The organism is Pelatocladus sp. BLCC-F211 (genome assembly GCF_041928655.1).
Classification (GTDB): Bacteria; Cyanobacteriota; Cyanobacteriia; order Cyanobacteriales; family Nostocaceae; genus Pelatocladus.
Window position 1 is genome coordinate 18,856 of the sequence record NZ_JBHFLM010000159.1, and the last position, 20,137, is coordinate 38,992.

The window sequence follows — 20,137 nt, forward strand, 5'->3', positions numbered from 1 at the left end:
TTTTAACATCATAGTTATAAAGATACAATTTTTTTGGGAATGGGATCGCGTTTGTATTTTTGACTTATGACTCATTGCTCCTCCCTCACCATCCTGCTGATTGATGATTGCGCCGATGATCGTAGAGCATGTTGTCGCTTTTTAAAACGTGACAGCCTGTATAGCTACCGTATTGTGGAGTTTGAGACAGGAACGCAGGCAATAAAATGGTGTGAGCAAGAAATACCAGATGTGATTTTGCTGGATTTTTTGTTACCCGATGGGGATGGGCTAAAGTTTCTTCAGCAAATTCGAGAACAACTGAAAAATACCCAATGTGCTGTGATCATGTTGACAGGGCAAGGGGATGAAATGATTGCTGTCAGTGCGATGAAAAATGATGCTCAGGATTATCTGGTTAAAGACCACCTTACGGTTAAAATTCTACAACGTGCAATTCATCATGCAGTTGAACAAATGCATCTGACTCGACAGCTAGAAAAAAGTCGAGAACAACAACAACTGATTGGTGCGATCGCTTTACGGATTCGTCAGACACTGAAGCTAGAAGAGATTCTGCGTACAACCGCAACAGAAGTACGCCATTTTCTCAAGGCTGACCGGGTAGTGGTGTATAAATTTAACCCAGATATGAGTGGTACTATTGTTGCAGAGTCAGTTCTTCCAGGTTGGACAGTTGCTCTGGGGACACAAATTGCAGATACCTGCTTTCAACAGGGAGGCGGAACCGACTATCTACAGGGAAAAAAACGCGCAATCAATGATATTTATCAAGCAAACTTAACTGAGTGCCATTTACAGTTGCTTGAACAATTTGAAGTCAAAGCTAAGTTAGTAGTGCCTATTTTGGTTACAGATCAGTTATGGGGGTTTTTAATTGTCCACCAATGTTCAGCATCCCGTCAATGGCAATCTGTAGAATTGGACTTGTTAGATCAACTAGGGGTACAAATAGCGATCGCAATTCAGCAAGCTAGTGCCTATGAGCAGCTACAGACAGAACTAGCAGAACGCAAGCAAGCAGAGGAAAGGCTACGGCAAGCACAGAGGTTGCAAATTGAACTACAACTTCTTGAAGATATCTTAGAAACAGCACATGCAGGTTACTGGAACTGGGATATTCCAGGCAATCAGGTGTACTTAAGCCCCAGCTTTAAGCAGATGTTTGGCTATGAGGATCACGAGTTGCCTAATACATCAGAGACTTGGCACAGTCTGATTTTCAGGGAAGATTTACCTGGGGTTCTCGAAAGCTTTGAGCAACACATCAAAAGTCGTGGTCAAATACCTTGTTACAACGAGGTGAGATATCAGCATAAGGATGGTTCTACAGTTTGGGTCATCTGTTCACGTCGCGTTATTAAATGGGATCAAGATGGTAATCCACTCCGGATGATTGGTTGTCATATTAATATTACAAAACGTAAACAGGCAGAACAAGAAGTCATCCAAAACAGGCACTTGCGGGAGGCAATTTTCAATGAGTCTACCGATGCCCTGTTTTTAGTCGATTCCCAAACCCTGCTGACTCTTGATTGTAACCGGCGAGCGGTGGAACTGTTTGGTGTGGCTGATAAAGCAGAACTGATCGGTATTGAAGGGCATATACTCCAGCGTCATCAATTTTCTGCTGATGAGATGGCAGCAATTGTCGCAGAACTTGATGTGAAAGGGTTTTGGAGCCGAGAAATAGAATATGTAACTCGGCAAGGCAACATCTTTTGGGGTAACATTGCAGCCAAACCGATTACTGTAGCCGGACGTACCTTGAATTTAGTGCGCGTGAGTGATATCAGCGATCGCAAACAAGCTGAGGAGCAACTAAAGCAGACAAATGAACAGCTTGCCAATATCAACGCCGAACTTGCTCGTGCTACTCGTCTCAAAGATGAATTCCTGGCAAACATGAGCCACGAACTACGAACGCCTTTGAATACTATCCTGGGGATGTCTGAAGGCTTTCTGGAAGGTGTGTTTGGTTCAACTAATGAAAGACAAGCAAAAGCGATCGCCACAATTGAACGCAGTGGTAAACATCTGCTGGAACTAATTAACGACATTCTAGATTTGTCTAAAATCGAGTCTGGCAAACTGGAACTACAACTGAGTGACGTTTCAGTGAAGACTCTGTGTAATAGCAGCCTCACCTTTATCAAACAGATGGCGCTGAAAAAGAATATTCATCTCAGCACAAATATTTCCCAGAACATTGGCACTATTCAAGTGGACGAGCGCCGTCTACGTCAGGTACTAATCAATTTACTCAGCAATGCCATCAAATTCACACCGGAAAAGGGATCTGTGAGGCTAGAAGTTTGGGTGGAAGAAGTGGAGGGGATCGGGGATTCTCCAGAGGAGACGCTTCGCGTAGACGCGCAAGCGGCTTCTCACAGAGTACGGGGACATGGGGGACATGGGGGAGGAGAGGAAGATTATTTTTCTGTGGCTGTTTCGTCGTCCCCTCATCTTTGTTTCAGTGTTACAGACACTGGTATCGGCATCGCTCCTGAAGATATCGGTAAGCTGTTTCAGCCTTTTATCCAGCTTGACAGCAGTCTCAATCGCCAGTATAACGGCACGGGTTTAGGGCTGGCACTGGTAAAGAGAATTGCCAAGCTGCATGGAGGAACAGTATCGGTTAGTAGTAAACTTGGGCAAGGCAGTTGTTTCACCGTCTGTATTCCCTACTGTACAAGCGATTATATTTCAACTTTCTTACCTGACAAAAATGCTCAAGTTTGGATGAGCGAAGGTTCGGTTCCTTCTACAGACCAGATTACTCCCTACTTCAACGAAATGGGAATGCAAACCGTCCTCAATCCACAGGGCGAATCTCCTTTAATATTGCTAGCAGAAGACAATCAGGCAAACATCGATACAATGTCTGGCTATCTTGAGAGTCGAGGATATCGTCTGGTTTTAGCGAAAAATGGACAACAAGCAATAGAGCTTACCCTAGCTCATCGCCCTGATTTAATTGTGATGGATATTCAGATGCCGATCATGGATGGACTGGAAGCGATGCATCACATCTGTAGCGATCAACAATTGATGCATGTTCCAATTATTGCTCTAACAGCGCTAGCCATGCAGGGCGATCGCGAAACTTGTTTAGCTGCTGGAGCCAAAGAATATTTGACTAAACCTGTAAAACTCAAACAGCTGGCAACAAAAATTCAACTACTTTTAGACAGATAGCGAAGATATTTGATGGACACTCAACCCTCTGTTTTAGTAATTGATGATGAACCGGATAACTTCGATGTTCTTGAAACGTTGCTGGATGGTGAAAACTATCAGCTACACTACGCCCCTAGTGGTCAACAAGCTCTTGATCGCCTTCATAGTTTTCAGCCTGATGTGATTTTGCTGGATGTGATGATGCCCGATCTAGATGGGATGGAAATTTGTCGGCGCATCAAAGCTGATTCGCAATGGCAAGCAGTTCCGATTATCATGGTGACGGCATTAACTGGGAAAGAAGACCTCGCTCGATGTATTGCTGCGGGTGCAGACGACTTCATTAGTAAACCCGTCAACGGTGTGGAATTACGAGCCAGAGTTCATTCCATGTTGCGGATTAAACAGCAGTACGATAGTGTCCAAAACTTGCTCAAACTGCGAGAAGACATGGTTAACATGATTGTCCATGACTTGCGAAATCCCCTTGCGAGTATTGTCCTATCGACTGAAATTCTCCGGCTTCCTGGTTTGTCACCCGAAAAGCAACAACAAAAGATCGAGGAAATTGCCAGCGCTGGACAACAACTACAATCGCTGATCAATAGCTTGCTGATCATGGCCAAGTTAGAATCTGGCAAAATGTCTCTTAACTACACAGAAGTAGACCTGAGTGCTATTTGTATTTCAGCTGTGGCAGATATTGAAGCGATCGCTGCTCAAAAAAATCTCACCCTTGTCAGTGAACTACCCCAACCTGGTGGAGTTGTGAAAGTAGATGCAGCGATCTTTCGGCGAGTCCTGGATAATTTGCTTTCTAATGCGATTAAGTTCTCGCCGTCAAACTCGCAAGTGATTTTACGCGCAGAGTATTTGGAACCAGGTGCGAAAGTCCAAGTAGTTGATTCAGGTCCCGGAGTCAGTAAAGACTTACGACAACGAATTTTTGAGAAATATGAGATTGGAACTCTGCTTCAAGAAGTTTCGCAAATTGGTTTAGGATTAGCTTTCTGCAAAATGGCGATCGAGGCACATCACGGCATTATCAGAGTCGAAGACAATCATCCACGGGGTGGTATCTTTACGGTATTGCTTCAACAATAGCCTGTGAATCGATTTTGGATTTTAGATTTTGGATTGACGAGGCACGGGTGGCGAAAGAGCATCGCCACATTGAGTACCGTCCCCACAGCCCCGGCTCGGAATGATTGGTCAATTTGCCCAATATTTAGCCCGTTCTACCGCCTTTTGCCAAATGACGAAATTAGCTGTTGCATATTCACTACCCACGCCAGGCGAAAAGTAACGATCAATTTGTCGCTGTTGCACCAACGTTTCATAACTATCCCAAAATCCCACCGCCAAACCAGCAGCCATGGCGATACCCTGCACGGTAGTATCACGCATCACTGGACGTTGAACTGATATATTTAACACATCTGCCTGGAACTGCATGAGGAAGTTGTTTTCACAGGCTCCACCATCTACTGTTAATTTATTTACTGCTGCACTGCAAGACCCACTGATGGCTACCACAACTTCTTTGACTTGGTAGGCGATCGCTTCTAAGACAGCCCTGACTAAATGCTGTGGCTGGACGGCGGCGGTAATGCCAAAAAAGGCTCCCCTGGCGCTCATATCCCAGTGAGGTGCGCCCAATCCACTAAATGCTGGAACAAAATATACACCACCGTTATCTGTAACTTGATTAGCGATCGCTTCTGTTTCGGCAGCTGATTTAATCAACTTCATGCTATCCCGCAACCATTGGATACACGCCCCACTGGTAAACATGCTACCTTCCAAGGCATAGCCCACATCTAAACTACCATTACGAATTTGTGTCCATGCCACAGTAGAAATAAGCCGATTTTGAGAACGGACAATTTCTGAGCCAGTGTGAGCAACTAAAAAACTACCAGTGCCGTAAGTACATTTCATTAAACCAGGGCGATCGCATCCATGACCAAATAAAGCTGCTTGTTGATCTCCCAAAATGGCAGTGATCGGAATTTCCGCACCGAGTAAAGTGCTATCAGTCACACCAAATTTTCCTAAACTGGGTTGGATCTGGGGCAAGATATGAGCGGGTATTTGCAATAATTCCAGTAAAGTGTCATCCCATGTACAGCTTGTCAGATTCATCAGCATTGTCCGACTGGCGTTGCTGTGGTCGGTAGCGTGAATTTTTCCACCTGTGAGTTTCCACAATATCCAGGTATCAATTGTCCCAGCTAAAACATTTTTGAGATCAATACCTGCGACATGATCTAGCAGCCATCTGAGCTTTGTAGCGGAAAAATAGGCATCGATAACTAAACCAGTGCGATCGTAAATCTCATCACCATAACCTTGGGCTTGTAATTGATTACACAAAGGAGCAGTGCGACGATCTTGCCAAACAATCGCTTGATGTAGAGGTTTTCCAGTGGTTTTGTCCCAAATTAAACAGGTTTCCCGTTGTACGGTGACTCCCATTGCCACAATTTCACTAGGGATAATTTTGGCATTGGCGATCGCAGTTTGTATTACCCAACAAGTATCTTGCCAAATCTCCTCGGCGTCATGTTCTAACCATCCCGGTTGGGGATAATACTGTGTGAGTTCTTTGTATGCTTGCCCAACAATTTTGCCAAGAGCATCAAACACAAAAGCACGATTGCCTGTTGTCCCTAAATCTAATGCCAAAATGTAACTCATATTTCAGGGTCTATGGGTATATCATCAGTGGCTAATAATTTACCATTAGGACTAAAGGCGACTGAATCAAAATCAGAAAATTACCTTAAAGATAAGTACTATTGCGAGGAAATTACAGTAAAAACAGCAACTAGTGTAACCAAACCAAATAAAATCACAGAAACGACAAAGACAGATAAATTAACAATATAAGTTGATTTATATGAGTATTCCTCTTGCTCTAATGATTTGACTTTGATTAAGTATCCAATTATTGCCAAAACTAACAGGAAAATGCCTAAAGCGATCGCGCTCAAGCCAATAATGTGAGTCAGTTGCATAGCCATACGTGGATTATGTTTGGGAATCGACTCATTCAGCGCATTCAAAATGCGATCAAAGGCGATACCAAAACCAATCAAAGATAAGCAATTTTGAATCCAACTTGTCAATGTGCGTTCAGCAGCAGCGCGATTACGCTCTTTTGCTAATTCGTTAGTGGTAGTAGTCGGTTTTTTAGAGGGACTCAAACTCACATATTGATAACATTTCACGTTAATCATGATACATATAAATTTGTACCAGACGCGTAGCAAGATCCCCCAGGGTAATTTTGCGTCTCTACATGCTATGTTTGTGAGTGAATGCACTTATCAAAATACCAATAAACGCAAAGACAGCAATGCAAACTAGAGCGATCGCAACTGTCAATGCTAGAGAGTGACGGGGAGTGTAGAGATATTCCTCGTCGCGTCGAATATGATACAATTCTTGCTGGTGTTGGATCATTGCCATGATCATGGCATAAATACCCAAGCCAATGAAAGCAAGACCTAAAATGCGAGAAAGACGTACAGGATTGATGTCTCGAACAACTTGAAAGCTACGGATAGCACTGACGATGACATCAATCCCAAAACCAAAGCTGATCAGGGTAAGGCTGGTGCGAATCCATGCCATGAGTGTGCGTTCAGCGGCAGCTCGGTTGCGCTCTTTGGCAAGTTCGGTTTGGATATTAGGTGTTTTGCGAGCAGGAATAGGTTCCTTCATCTATTTATTACTGTCAGGTTCTCAAAATCAGCATCAATAGCGATCGCCATAGCTACTTCGTCCTTTAGACGCTGACAAGTAATTTTGGGTTCTAATTCGGTGAGGGTATCAACCAGTTCTCTGACCCACTTGTGTTCAATAATGGCAATGATGGCAGAACTACCAGCACCCAGAGAGTAACCGATTTCCTTAAGTTCTTGTTCGTCAAAGCCCAAATCGATGAATTTTCCGGTGAGAGTGCTAGATGCGCTACCCAGCACAATACCGGTAATCGGTCCACCAGCCAAAATACCGATAATAGCCCCTAATATCCCACAAATACCTAAACTCCGTTTGATTCCTACTGTCTGAACCGTTTCTTTGAACAACAGCTTACCATTTTCATCCTTAGTTATAACTGCTGCATTCCAAAGCCCGACCATTCTTTCCTGTTTGAGGTGCTTTAGTTCCTCAAGCACTTCAACAGCCTGTTCTTGATTTCCAAATCTAGCAACAATTAGGTCAATAGGATTTTCAGCAGGATTTTTCATAACGTATGACCGTATCTAATGGTGTTGGTTGAGAGGTTTAATTGCTCCTCACGGCTCACTCCAGACATCAAAACCTATGGCTCATTGACTCAATTTCATGCCAAATAAGACAATTAAGCTGAAATATTACTGGCTGATATTACACTAGTTGTATAGCTGGATAATAACCAATCAAATTATAGTCATCAAGTTTTCTAATGCGTATCATTTATCAGACTCTTTGTTTCTAAATTAAATTTAGATTAAACTATAAACTACATTGATTATTGATTTTCAGTTTCATTCTAGCTTATAAAAATAAGAGTAAAATAATAAATTTATAAGGACAAAATAACATGATAGTTTTGCTAAAAAATAGAAGAATATGACTTATAAGTACTTGGTTAATATTCTAAGAATATTTGCAAATTGATGAGGGGTATCACCCTACAACTCAGAAAAAGATCCTCATGATCATCACTTTAGTATTAAAAATTAAAAATCTTCTGCGTTAAATCTCAATACGCTTCAGTTAAAAATTTCCGCTTTTAGAAAAAACGGTTTTAAATTTCAAAGATATGAAATTTATAAAAATTCTTCTTCCCTCTCATACAAATTGTCTATAATCTCGCAACAGATCAATCTCCGCGTCTTTGTGTCATCATCTGTAGCCATCTTTTGGAGAATTGGCATTACACCCTCACACCCTCACATCCCTCCTAGACCCTCCAAACTTTGATTTGTCTACTTTTGTTGATTTCGCTGTTGTATCGGCTGTGTACGATAACCATATGCTATGGTTTGTCATTTTTTCGTGTTGAGATTTTATTGAAAAATGACAAAAAAATATTTGATACACTTCAGGTCTTTGCTGCAAAATGCCGTTATATCCTTTGTTTATAACTCTTTTCAGCACTAGTCTCACAATTAACCCCGGTGTGACCGGGGTTAATTTTTACCCATCTTTATAGGTGAAATTCACTGTTTCGGAATAATCACTACGTGACTATAGTGACATAGGAAACGTTCAAACCAGCCCCAGTTACACTGGGGTTTTTCTTATGAAAGCATTAATACTAGCGCTAATCTGTAATATCGTCAATCTGTTAGCCTGTCTGTTAGGTTTTACTTCAAACTGATTTTGGCTTGGGAGTTTGCTAAACAATTTCAAGTTACTTATCAGGAAAGTATCTCTTATAAGAAAAAATTTTACTAGTGAATATCACCATTTTAATATTCAACTTAAATTTTTAATTATCAAGGTATTAATTGCAATCAAGTTTGCAATTAAATACAGCAAATATTATGATACTTAATATTGAGATAATGTTAAACTAGCTTAGGACTTAGTGACAAGATAATTAACACTTTAGTAACCTGATAAAAAGCCCTAGTTTGAAAATAGGTAACAGCGATTCTCCTAAAGGAGACGCACTTGCATTCGGAAGAAGACAAGGGAGACATTAAAGACGCGGTGACGGGGAGAATCTATCAGAAATCTCCCTATATCCCCATCACTCACCCCAATTCCCAGTCTTTTTATTGTTTGAACTGGCGAATGTTGGTAAAACCAACAATCTTGTTTGCGTTGCGTATTCGCATAAGCACCGCCTGCTGGAAAATATTTAGTAACTCAGCATCGTCCTTATATTCTTGAGTAAGATCAACCGTTACCTGTTGAGCATAGTCATCGCAGTCATTAATATTCTCTTTGTCTGGGGAATCATGCAGCAATTGCATTTGCGTTTCCTCATTGTTACAAAGCAATTTTTCAGTTAGCTGATTAAAAGATGAAATTAGCTTGTCCATTGCAGATACCCCTAATGAAAAGTAATGTATTAAATGTAAGTAGAACGACTTCAAAAAACCAAACTATGTGAAGTAATGTAAAATTATCGAAATCTAGTTTGTAGTAAGGACTTAAGTCCTTACTACAAACTTTTAATTATTTACGCCGTTCTACTTATTTCTGATTTCGCATGAAAAAAAGTCATCTCTAAACTGTCATAAATCAGGTTAATTACACCTAGCAAACTAATTAACCAAAAGACAGTTTAAAAAGATGATCATGCCAAATCTATGATCAATTTAGCAGCCAAAAATAAGCAGGAAATAAGTAATTAATAAAAAAAGTTAAAAATAATATTATTATGAAATAATCATCAATATATTTTAATTTTAATCAGATTTCCATTTAAGTAGTTCAGCTATTTGTTCTGGTAGTTGGGTCGGGTTAAAAGGCTTGGCGATCGCTCCAACAATATTCATCTCTTGCAGTTGTTGACGCGAAAACCAACTTGCTTTTGCGGTGATCAAAATAATTGGAATATCATTAATGAGTGGATGTGTGATAAATTTTTGAATAATCCCAAGACTATCTGTTTCCAGCATTGGCACATCCAAAACAATAGCATCAGGTTTTCTGAGCAATAATGCTTCTTTAATCGTTAAAACTTCAAGCCCTTGATGAAGAGAAGAAACTGACAGCACATCCCAACCACCAAGACGATTTAAGCAAACTTGTAAAATCGCTCGGATAGAAATTTCGTGATCGATAAGCAAAATCAGCTTGCGGGGCATGATTAAATTAACTTTGGGGCGTTTAAGAGCGCACCTAAAAGCAGATTTGGAAGATATATTACACTCTGACACTGGGTTTTTCCAAGATTGAACTCACTCAAGACAGAGCATAAAACCGAAAAGTAAGACACTTATAAGCACCGTATAAGAGTACCTAATATTTATTCTTTAGATAGGATCTAAACCACGTCTACTTTGAGAACTGTAGTTTTGTAGTTTTGTAGGTTGGGTGTAGCGACAGCGAAACCCAACATTATAGTCTGGTTAATGTTGGGTTACACTCCGTTCCACCCAACCTACATAATGTCCTTTTTGAAAAACTCCTCTTTTCAAGATGGACGAGGTTTATGGTTAGTTTTGAATAAAATCTATGGTTTGGTCATACCATTCCACAAAATTCTTGATCAAAATCCTCCCTCCCCCTTCCCTTGTCCTCCTTGTCCACGCCACGTGCTACAACGCTCTTAACCCGCAAGGGCGCAGTGGCTCCCCTTGTCCTCTCCTACCAGCCCAAAATTTCAGTCACTTGTTTCCAAACAGTCATGGGATCAAACGGTTTGGTGATGACACCAGCAACTCCCATCTTGGAAAAGCGTTGACGATCGCTCGGTAACACTTTAGCTGTAAGCAGTATCACTGGAATGAATTGTGTTGCGATATTCGAGCGAAGGCGATCAATAACCTGAAATCCATCCATATCTGGCATAGACACATCCAAGAGAATAGCGTCTATAGGTTTGCTAGTCTTGACTTTGAGTAACCCTTCCTCTCCTGACTCAGCTAGGACTGCTTTCCAGCCTGCAAAATTTTCCAGGGAGATTTGAACCACTCTACGGATGTCTTTTTCGTCGTCTACAACTAGGATACGTTTGTTCATGCCTCCTCCCTAGTGATTGGCAATGTGAAATAAAATGTACTTCCTTCTCCCAACACACTCTCTACCCAAATGCGTCCACCGTGTTGCTGAACAATATTCTTACAGATGGCTAATCCTAGCCCTGTTCCTCTTTTTTGACGACGATCAGAGACATCTACTTGCTGAAAGCGTCCAAAAATGCTTTCCAGCTTTTCTGGAGGAATACCACGTCCGTGATCGCGAACCTTAAATAGGATTTTGGGAGATTGGGGAGTGTGGGAAGAAGACGCGGGGAGTGGTAGACGCGGGGACGCGGAGAGTAATTGATCGAAATTCCCTGTGTCCCCGTGTCCCCCGTGTCCCCCGTGTCCCCCTTGTCCCCCTTGTCCCCCTTGTCCCCCCATCCCTGCGTCCTCTTCTGGACTCAGCAACTCTGCACTCAAGCAAACAGTACTACCCGCAGGTGAGAATTTAATCGCATTACTTAACAGATTGATTAATGTTTGAATAATTGAGTCTGCTGCTGCCGAAATTTGCACATTTGGAACCATGACGGAAATTTTAACGCCGACTTCGTTAGCGATCGCTTGCACAGTTTCAATTGCTTGCTGTACTAAATTAGCGATCTCGCATGTTTCCATCACAAGTTGAATTTTGCCAGACTCTAGTCGTTCGAGATCAAGAATGTCGTTGACTAAACGCACGAGGCGATCGCTATTATTAAAGGCTATTTGCAACATTTCTTTGGCTTGTTCGGGTTCATGATCAAAGACACCGGTTTCTAAAATTCCCAAAGAACCGCGAATAGCCGTTAATGGGGTGCGGAGTTCGTGACTCACAATCGAAATAAATTCATTTTTGATCCGATCCACTTCGTAGCGATCGCTAATATCTTGAATTTGAGCAATAAAATACAATGGTCGTCTGTGTTGATCTTTGACAAGCGATACATTTAAGAGAGTATGGATCGTATCTCCTCGGTTGTGTAAATATCGTTTCTCTACCTGATAAACACGAATCTCATTCGCCAACAATTTTTGCATGAGTTCTAAATCAGCCTCTAAATCATCGGGATGGGTGATCTCCCTCATGGTGAGATTGAGTATTTCTGCTTTGGTGTATCCGACAATTTCGCATAGGGAATGATTCACCATGAGGAATTGTCCTTGCGGTGAAACTAATGCCACACCAATTGGTGCAGCATCAAAAGCCTTACGGAAGCGTTCTTCGCTCTCACGCAAATATTCTTCGGCTTGCTTGCGTTCAGCTAGTTCAGTTTGCAACTGCTGGTAGAGATTTGCTTGATGAAGGGCGATCGCTAACTGATTGCTGATTTGCTGCAAAAACTCTGCTTCAGATGCTTGCCACTGGCGGTAGTCTGAGCAGGCGTGAACTATGAGCAATCCCCAAACCCTAATTGAGGAGTCTTCTAAGGTTTGAACAATGGGCGCAACCACTTTAGATTTGACATTGACTTGCTGTAAAAACTCAGACAGACATGCCACCCAATCATATATTGCCACATCTGGTACGATGCGAGGATTACCCTGACGATAGAAATCATAACAATAATCGGGCAAAGGCTCATCGCGCCAGCGCATTTGCTCTGTAACGGGATACTCTGGAACAACAGCTTCCTTAATCACCTGTCCCGAACCATCCTGATTTAACTGGAAAATCAATGCTCGATCAGCCTGGAGAGTTCTTTGTACCTCAACTACTGTAGTCGCCAGAATTTGCTCCAAATCCAGTGATTGACGGATGTGCTGCGTAATGGTGATCAGCAAGCGTTCCTGATCTGCTTGCGATCGCAAAGAATGCTCCAACTTCTTGCGTCTTGTGATGTTGAAACAACTGCCGATTAAACGATAAATCTGTCCATTTTCTCTGTGAATTGGAGTTAAAACATTAATCCACCAAGTTTCTTTGCCTTTGATTAACAGACGTTCTTCATAAGTGATGCGTTTTCTGGTTGTGGTGCAAGCAACAAACCTCGCACTAATCACCTGTGCATCTTCTGGTGGGAAAATCTGCTCAGGGGTTTTACCAGCAATTTCTGAGGGTAAAAGTCCAGACATCCACTCATGAGCGGGGTTAATGTCAACATAACGAAAACTGCCATCTTCTAGGACATCAACGATAAAAATTGCAGCTGCTGTGCCTTCATATATACTCCGTAAAAACTGTTCGCTTTCTCGCAGGGCTTCTTCTGTGTGTTTACGCTCGGTAATATTGCGCCCAATGCTCAGAACAGTCTCAACCGAACCATCCTCAGCCAATTCTGGAACCAGACGACAAAACCAATACTGTTTTCCTTCAGGAGAGGGAAACTCGGTTTCATAGATTTGTTCCTCTCCTGTCTCAAAGACGCGATTTAAGATCGCGTGCCATGGGTTGACAATGGTTTCAGGAAAACCCATTTCTAACTCAGTCTTACCGATCCATTGTGCTGCTGCAATGCCCGTTTCTGTCTCGACACGAGGATTGATATAGCGGAAGCGATAGTCTCGATCTATGCGAGAAATCACATCTGGGGCATTTTCCACTAATGTCCGAAATTCTTGCTTACGTTGGCGCAGAGCATCTTCAATGCGTTTACGTTCAGTGATATCTTCTGTTAATCCGATGTAGCGTAAAAGATTTCCAGCTGGATCAAAAATTGGAAACACTTCGGCAAACATCCAACGAATTGTGCCATCGGATTTAATAATCCGATATTCACGCCGAGCAGGCTGACCTTGAGACTGTTGATTCAGAGATTGCCATACTGATTGCAGGTCATCTGGGTGTACTAAATTTAGCCAAGATTTGGGATTTTGATAGAGGCTCTCACAACTCAATCCATAAATTTTTTCATACCCAGGACTGACATAAAGAAACTGTTCGGAATTAGCAGACCAGACAAAGAAAATTTGATTGATATTTTCTGCTATTTCACGAAATCGTTCTTCACTTTCTCGCAACGCCATTTCGGCTTGTTTGCGAGCAGTAATATCAACTCCAACCATAGTGACTATCCAGCAACACCCAGCTTGATCCCAGCGAGAGGTTAATGTGTGTGCAATCCAACGCAGAGAGCAATTTTTGTGGGCAAAGCGATACTCGAATGTAATTGCTTGTTCTTGGGCGATCGCTGTAAAAGCATGTTCAGTAATGGCTGTTAAATCTTCTGAAGAAACTCGTGATAACCAAAGTTCGTGAGTTAATTCCTGGGGAGTATAACCAAAAACGGTTTCACAACCCAGAGAGTGATACTCATTCTCCCAACTACGGTCAGGGTAAACGCGGAAACTGGCGATTGAAGCACCTGCGGAGTTCAGAATATCGTTGAGTTTCGCTTGTGATGCTTGCAAAGCCTTTTCTAGTTGCTTGCGATCGCTGATGTCTTGTCCAATGCCAATTATTTGACCTGTACTGAGGCGAATATTTGCCCAAGTCGTATCTATATAGCGACCGTTCTTACACCTTGTTCGGAAATCCTGCCATTTTCCAGTCGCCGCTTGAATATGTTCTCTCACTTGTTGACGTTGTTCCGTGTCGGGATAGCACTTTGTCAACCACTCAACATCTCGCATCTCGTCTAAAGTCCAACCAAGAACACGCTCATATTCTCGGTTAATGACTAACGTTTGATCTGCTTGATCACGAAGTTTCAACATCACAGGAATGTGATCAAACAAAGCTTGTAAAATTTCGTTTTGCTGCTGTAGTTTTTTTGTCCGTTCTGCAATTTGAGTTTCGAGAGTGTGATTGTAGTCGGCTAAGAGTTTCTGAGTTTGTTTGCGTTCGGTAATATCCCTAAAAGCCGCGATCGCATAAATAATTGCGCCTGTTTCATCAAAAATTGGAACTGTCAAAACTTCCAGAGGGATATTTCGATCGGCTTGACGCAATTCCATATCATCAATCTTCACCGATTCACCCGCAAAAGTGCGTACAATAGGCAGTTGCTCGATCGGGTAAAGCTGGTCAGTTCCTGCTTGATAAACTTGAAAAACCTCTGACAACTGCTCTATTGTGATTTCGATTGGAGCTGGAATCCCAAGTAATTCCCGTGCTTTCAGATTGCTATAAATGAATTTTCCAGTGGGATCATGTGCAGTTACCCCTATAGGTATGGCATCGAGAATCTGATTTACTCGCTTTTCCCTGGCGCGTAATTGCTTTTTTCTCCTACGCAATTGACTATATATTTTGGCATGAGAAATCGAAATTGCTGCCTGTGCAAATAATAATTGCAATATATCTAATTGCTTGTTTGTAAATACTCCATTAGTAAGATTATTTTCCAGATATACTATTCCAATCAGTTTCCCTTGATTGAGCAGTGGCACACACAAGATAGATTTAGTTCGATGTTGTTGGATATAAGGATCATGAATAAATTTATCCTCACAGCTAGCATCATCCACAATTACATTTTCTAAAGTGTGGATGACATCATTAATCACTGATTTCGGGAGATGATCATCAATGGGAAGAGACTGCACACTGATTTTGAGGACAGGTTTTCCCAAAGTATCTTCGCTAGCTTCGGTATCTATAATGCCAGAGGCTACTATTTTCCATTCTTCCCCATTTTCTAAATTTGTTGGGGAAGACAAAATTAAATAGCCTGTTTGTGCATCAGTATTCTCAATCAGGATTTTTATCAAGACTCTGAGTAGCTGTTCTAGGTTAATTTCGCTCGAAATAGCGATATTTGCTCTAGTAACAGCCTCTAGTAGTTTCAAAGCTTCTACTGATGAGCTACTGCTGACTTTGGGACTGGTTGAGCGCTTAGAAGTGTTGTTGTTAGCTGATGGTAATTCAAATAGTAGCTGTGGATATTTTGTTTCTAACTCCTTGACTTTTGCTGTTGCATCCAAGCGTGTGTAAGCATAGTGCGCCTCTTGCATGTAATTCTGAGCAAACCTTGATCTACCGCGTTCTAGATAATACTTAGCGGCTAATTCATACGCTAAAGCTTCTTCTTCTAAATAAGCATTTGCTTTCGCTGCGTCAATCGCTTGCTCATAATATTCTTCTGCTGCAATTACTTGTCCCAAAACTCGCGCTTTCTCTGCTTCAACGATTAAGTGTGATAAGAATGTGATCATGTTCACTGAACTATTCTATACACAAGAAAATTGGCGCTTTTCTAGAATTTGATTGTTAGAGGATGTCTGAGAAGTCATCCGATTTTGGATTGACCACAGGATAAATCCTGTGGGTTGAAGATTTTGGATTTTGGACTTCGCCGTGAGCGCTCAGTCGAACGATTAGACATCTCCAGAAATCAGGTATCAACCCTGACTGCACAAGGCTTTGATATTCTTTTTCGGAGATGTCTATTTTGGATTTATTCCACAGCCCCCATTCCCCCAAATTGGGGGTTAGGGGGAGAAGCTCTGTACCCTGCTCGGAATGGTTGGTCAAAATACAACTTCATCACGCTTTTGAGAGATCCTCTTATAGCCATGTCAAATAGGGAAACTAAAAAGTAAATTTTTTTAACTTACATTTTTAACTTACAACGAATATAAACAGTAGGTATTAAATCCTCTTGCTTTTGCAGTATAAAGAGCTTGCTTGGCGATCGCAATCAAATCTTTATAAGATTTATCTTGACTTGGTATACCACCTGTGATGCCTAAACTCAATGTCATGTAGCCATTGGTAGAAGAGCATTGATGAGGAATTTTTAGAGTTGCGATCGCTTGCTGAATTCGCTCTACGACCTGCAACGCCCTAACCAAGCCTGTATCTGACAAAGCAATCATAAATTCGTCTCCACCGGATCGCGCCAATAGATCATGACTACGGTCAATGCATTGGCGAATTGTATTAGCTACTTGTTGCAAACAACTATTGGCGGCTTGATAGCCATAGCGATCGTTATAAGTTTGAAAATGATCAATATCACAAATTATTAAACAGAGTGAAGTTTGTTTATAGATCAGGCGTTGCCATTCCCGTTCGAGGAATTCATCACAATGGTAACGAGTCGCAACTTGAGTTAATGAATCTATCTTGGCTTTTCCTTGAGATATTTGCAATTGCTGTTGCTGAGATTGCAGCAGTTGTTGCTGCATACGGGTTAATCTTGCTCCTTGTACTCGCGAGGCTCCCTCAATCCGACTCAACACACGAGTTACTAGTTCTGGATCAACAATCGGCTTACTAATAAATTCATCTGCTCCGGCTGCAAAGACTTGTTGAATGGAGTCAATACCAGTATGAGCAGTAACAACAATTATCGGCAAATCTGCGTATTTTAAATCTTGCCGCACCACACGACATAGTTCAATTCCATTAAAGGTAGGCATTTCCAAATCTAACAGCAACAGATCAGGCTCAGTAGAAGTTAGCACTTGCCAAAACTGCTCCGGATTGCCAACACATGTCACCTTAAGTCCCCAAGGTTGTAACAAAAGTGCTAGTGTTTTCAGATGCACTGGGTCATCATCAACAATCATGACTTTGGGACTGGGTGGGGTGGTTGGTGGAGGAAATATTTCTTGCTGCAACTGTGCTAACAATTGCAGAAATTGGTTAAATTGCTGTTCTCCTAACTCGGATTGATCACTAAATAGGTGTTCGATCGCTCGCGCTAACTCTGACCCTTTGGCATATCCAAACGTCCCTAAAGCACCAGCCAATCGATGTGCTTCCTCTATTACACGCTCTCGTTGTACAGAATCGAAATAATCAACTTGGAGCGATCGCGCGGCGGTTTCCAAAATTTTAATTCGTTCTGGTAAGGAAGCCTGAAATTCCTGTGTAGCCTCCTCAATCAATACTAAGCCTTCTTGCTCTGGATCACTTGGCTCCTGCTGTTTTGTTTCTGCTTCCTCTTGTTTTTCTTTCTGTGGCGCTACCTTTAACCGATATCCCAAGCGATACACTGTTTCAATTAGCTCCTCCACCATCCCTGCACTCTTGAGTTTACGTCGCAGGTCTTTAATCAAGTTTGTCACCGCAGCATCTGTAGGAGATTCATCAATTGACCAGAGATGATCAATAATGTTGCTACGGCTGAAGATCCGTTGAGGATGCCGTAAAAAAAGCTCCAGTAAGCTATATTCTTTGGGGCTAAGAGCAATGAGTTGTTGCTTATAGGTTACTTGTATCAAGTTTGGATTGAGACACAGATTTCCCCACATCAATACTGAATAAGACATTGCATTGACTTGACGACGCGACAAAGCACGAATTCGCGCTATTAGTTGAGAAGCTTCGCAAGGCTTCGTCACATAATCGTCTGCTCCCACATCCAGACCCATGACAACATCCTCATCTGCATCTTTTGCTGTCAGCATCAGGATTGGAGTTTGACACCTGCGATCACGTAATTGACGACATATGCTTAACCCATCGAGTCTAGGAAGCATAACATCAAGCAAGATGACACTATACTCTCCTTGAAGAGCTAATTCCAAACCAAGTTTACCGTCCGTTGCAATATCGACTGTGTATCGATAGGCGGTCAGTGTGGCACAGAGAAATTCACATATAGAGAGATCGTCTTCAACTAACAGGATTTTCATGAAGGACTAACCTTCACTTACAAGGAATCGCAACAACTCCTTAGCAATTTATCTAATAAATCCTCCAATCGTGAATCTCTCAATAGAGGACTTTTTTGTAACAAATAGTTGTAATCAAAATTACAAATGGGATTGGGGATCGGGGAACGGGGAACGGGGAACGGGGAATGGGGAATCGGGAATGGGGAATGGGGAACGGGGATCGGGGAACGGGGAACGGGGAACGGGGATCGGGGAATGGGGAATGGGGAATGGGGAACGGGGATCGGGGATCGGGGATTGTTTTTTAAGATTTTCAAGCAAAGCGCTAACATACTAAACCACGTCTACTTTGAGAACTGTAGTTTTGTAGGTTGGGTTACACTCCGTTCCACCCAACCTACATAATGTCCTTTTTGAAAAACTCCTCTTTTCAAGATGGACGAGGTTTATATCTATGTTTGGCAATCTATCTTACAAAATATTTATTTAGAGTTTTTTGTATCAAGCAATACAGTAAAGTTTAGTTTTTTATAAAAATACTAAATATTGCTAGGCAAACAGTAGTTAGAATTACGTATACAGATACTTAAGCAAAATAAAGTAATTATGGGTATTGCAGTTGAAAATGTCTCTAAGCACTATGGTAATTTCCGTGCAGTTGACGATGTAAGTTTGGAAATTAAAACCGGATCTCTGGTAGCATTACTGGGGCCTTCTGGTTCCGGAAAATCTACCTTACTACGGATGATTGCTGGGTTGGAAATACCAGATGCAGGTCAAATTTGGTTAGTGGGCGAAAATGCTACCCATCGCAGCGTCCAGGAACGTAACATTGGCTTTGTTTTTCAACATTACGCGCTGTTTAAACACCTGACAGTGCGAGAGAATATCGCCTTTGCAATGGAACTGCGTAAAGCTAACAAACAACGTACTCGCCAACGAGTCGAGGAACTTTTGGAATTGGTACAGTTAAGGGGATTTGGCGATCGCTATCCTTCTCAGCTTTCCGGGGGTCAACGACAACGAGTAGCTTTAGCACGGGCGCTAGCTGTGCAACCACGCATTCTATTATTGGATGAACCTTTTGGAGCATTAGACGCCAAAGTCCGCAAGGATTTACGCACCTGGTTACGTAATCTGCATTCCGAAGTCCATGTTACTACTGTATTTGTCACCCATGACCAAGAAGAAGCAATGGAAGTTGCAGACGAAATCGTGGTAATGAATCAGGGACGGGTCGAACAAGTTGGTAGCCCAGCTTACATCTATGACAACCCAGCCACACCTTTTGTGATGAGCTTTATCGGCCCAGTGAATGTTTTACCAGGTAATGCAGGTATTGCACCCAACAGAGATAGAGTTTCTCCCAGCGACAAAGTATTTTTACGCCCCCATGATATATTAATTGAAATAGAAGCAAGCGACGATACTACCTCTGTGATAGTTGATCGGATCATTCATCTAGGTTGGGAAATTCGAGCCGAGTTAGCTTTGCAATCTGGTGAAAGAATCAATGCATTCCTCAGTCGGGAACAGTTCCGCAGGCTTGAGTTACAAGAGGGTCAACGCGTCTACGTGAAATCAAAGCAAGCAAAAGTCTTTTCTGGTGCTTATGCTGTAACCTAAGACCAATTGTTTGTAGTAAGGACTTTAGCGCTGAAATATTTAAGGACTAAAGTCCTTACTACAAACGATACAATAGAGCGATCGCGTCTTGGTGTGAGGATGCGATCGCTTTCTGCTATAAAGAAAAAAGATTAAGATCAAGAATA

12 protein-coding genes are annotated in these 20,137 nt (G+C 41.9%); 3 read left to right on the plus strand and 9 right to left on the minus strand.

Features of this window, described 5'->3' with window-relative positions; genetic code table 11:
• Positions 1–66: 66 nt before the first annotated feature.
• Both ACE1AT_RS19810 and ACE1AT_RS19815 read left to right on the plus strand, forming a co-directional pair.
• On the plus strand, positions 67–3,198 hold the full coding sequence (locus tag ACE1AT_RS19810; protein WP_374871391.1) for a response regulator: 3,132 nt from the start codon (positions 67–69) through the stop codon (positions 3,196–3,198).
• Positions 3,199–3,210: 12 nt separating this feature from the next.
• Positions 3,211–4,284 carry a response regulator gene (locus ACE1AT_RS19815; protein WP_374871393.1) on the plus strand — a complete coding sequence of 358 codons (1,074 nt, stop codon included), beginning with the start codon at positions 3,211–3,213 and terminating at the stop codon, positions 4,282–4,284.
• A gap of 108 nt (positions 4,285–4,392) precedes the next feature.
• Here the strand turns inward: ACE1AT_RS19815 and glpK are convergent, their stop codons facing one another.
• The 9 genes from glpK to ACE1AT_RS19860 form a co-directional block, all read right to left on the minus strand.
• Positions 4,393–5,880 carry a glycerol kinase GlpK gene (glpK, locus tag ACE1AT_RS19820; RefSeq protein ID WP_374871395.1) on the minus strand — a complete coding sequence of 496 codons (1,488 nt, stop codon included), beginning with the start codon at positions 5,878–5,880 and terminating at the stop codon, positions 4,393–4,395.
• A gap of 98 nt (positions 5,881–5,978) precedes the next feature.
• Positions 5,979–6,422: a YidH family protein gene (locus tag ACE1AT_RS19825; RefSeq protein WP_374871397.1), complete on the minus strand. Its 444-nt coding sequence runs from the start codon at positions 6,420–6,422 to the stop codon at positions 5,979–5,981.
• Between the two features lie 58 nt (positions 6,423–6,480).
• Positions 6,481–6,909, minus strand: coding sequence for a YidH family protein (locus tag ACE1AT_RS19830; protein ID WP_374871399.1), 429 nt, complete (start codon positions 6,907–6,909; stop codon positions 6,481–6,483).
• Positions 6,906–7,439 carry a DUF1269 domain-containing protein gene (locus ACE1AT_RS19835; protein WP_374871401.1) on the minus strand — a complete coding sequence of 178 codons (534 nt, stop codon included), beginning with the start codon at positions 7,437–7,439 and terminating at the stop codon, positions 6,906–6,908. The genes ACE1AT_RS19830 and ACE1AT_RS19835 overlap by 4 nt, the downstream gene beginning before the upstream one ends.
• A gap of 1,518 nt (positions 7,440–8,957) precedes the next feature.
• Entirely contained in the window at positions 8,958–9,227 is a 270-nt protein-coding gene (locus ACE1AT_RS19840; protein WP_374871403.1) for a hypothetical protein, read from the minus strand.
• A gap of 369 nt (positions 9,228–9,596) precedes the next feature.
• Entirely contained in the window at positions 9,597–9,998 is a 402-nt protein-coding gene (locus ACE1AT_RS19845) for a response regulator (protein WP_374871405.1), read from the minus strand.
• 502 nt (positions 9,999–10,500) lie between these two features.
• Complete coding sequence (locus ACE1AT_RS19850; protein WP_374871407.1) at positions 10,501–10,875, minus strand: response regulator; 375 nt, start codon at positions 10,873–10,875, stop codon at positions 10,501–10,503.
• Positions 10,872–15,953 carry a PAS domain S-box protein gene (locus ACE1AT_RS19855; RefSeq protein ID WP_374871409.1) on the minus strand — a complete coding sequence of 1,694 codons (5,082 nt, stop codon included), beginning with the start codon at positions 15,951–15,953 and terminating at the stop codon, positions 10,872–10,874. Before ACE1AT_RS19855 ends, ACE1AT_RS19850 begins: the two co-directional genes overlap by 4 nt.
• A gap of 411 nt (positions 15,954–16,364) precedes the next feature.
• Positions 16,365–18,383: a response regulator gene (locus ACE1AT_RS19860; RefSeq protein ID WP_374871411.1), complete on the minus strand. Its 2,019-nt coding sequence runs from the start codon at positions 18,381–18,383 to the stop codon at positions 16,365–16,367.
• 588 nt (positions 18,384–18,971) lie between these two features.
• Here ACE1AT_RS19860 and ACE1AT_RS19865 point away from each other — a divergent pair.
• Entirely contained in the window at positions 18,972–19,991 is a 1,020-nt protein-coding gene (locus ACE1AT_RS19865; protein ID WP_374871413.1) for a sulfate/molybdate ABC transporter ATP-binding protein, read from the plus strand.
• Positions 19,992–20,137 lie beyond the last annotated feature (146 nt).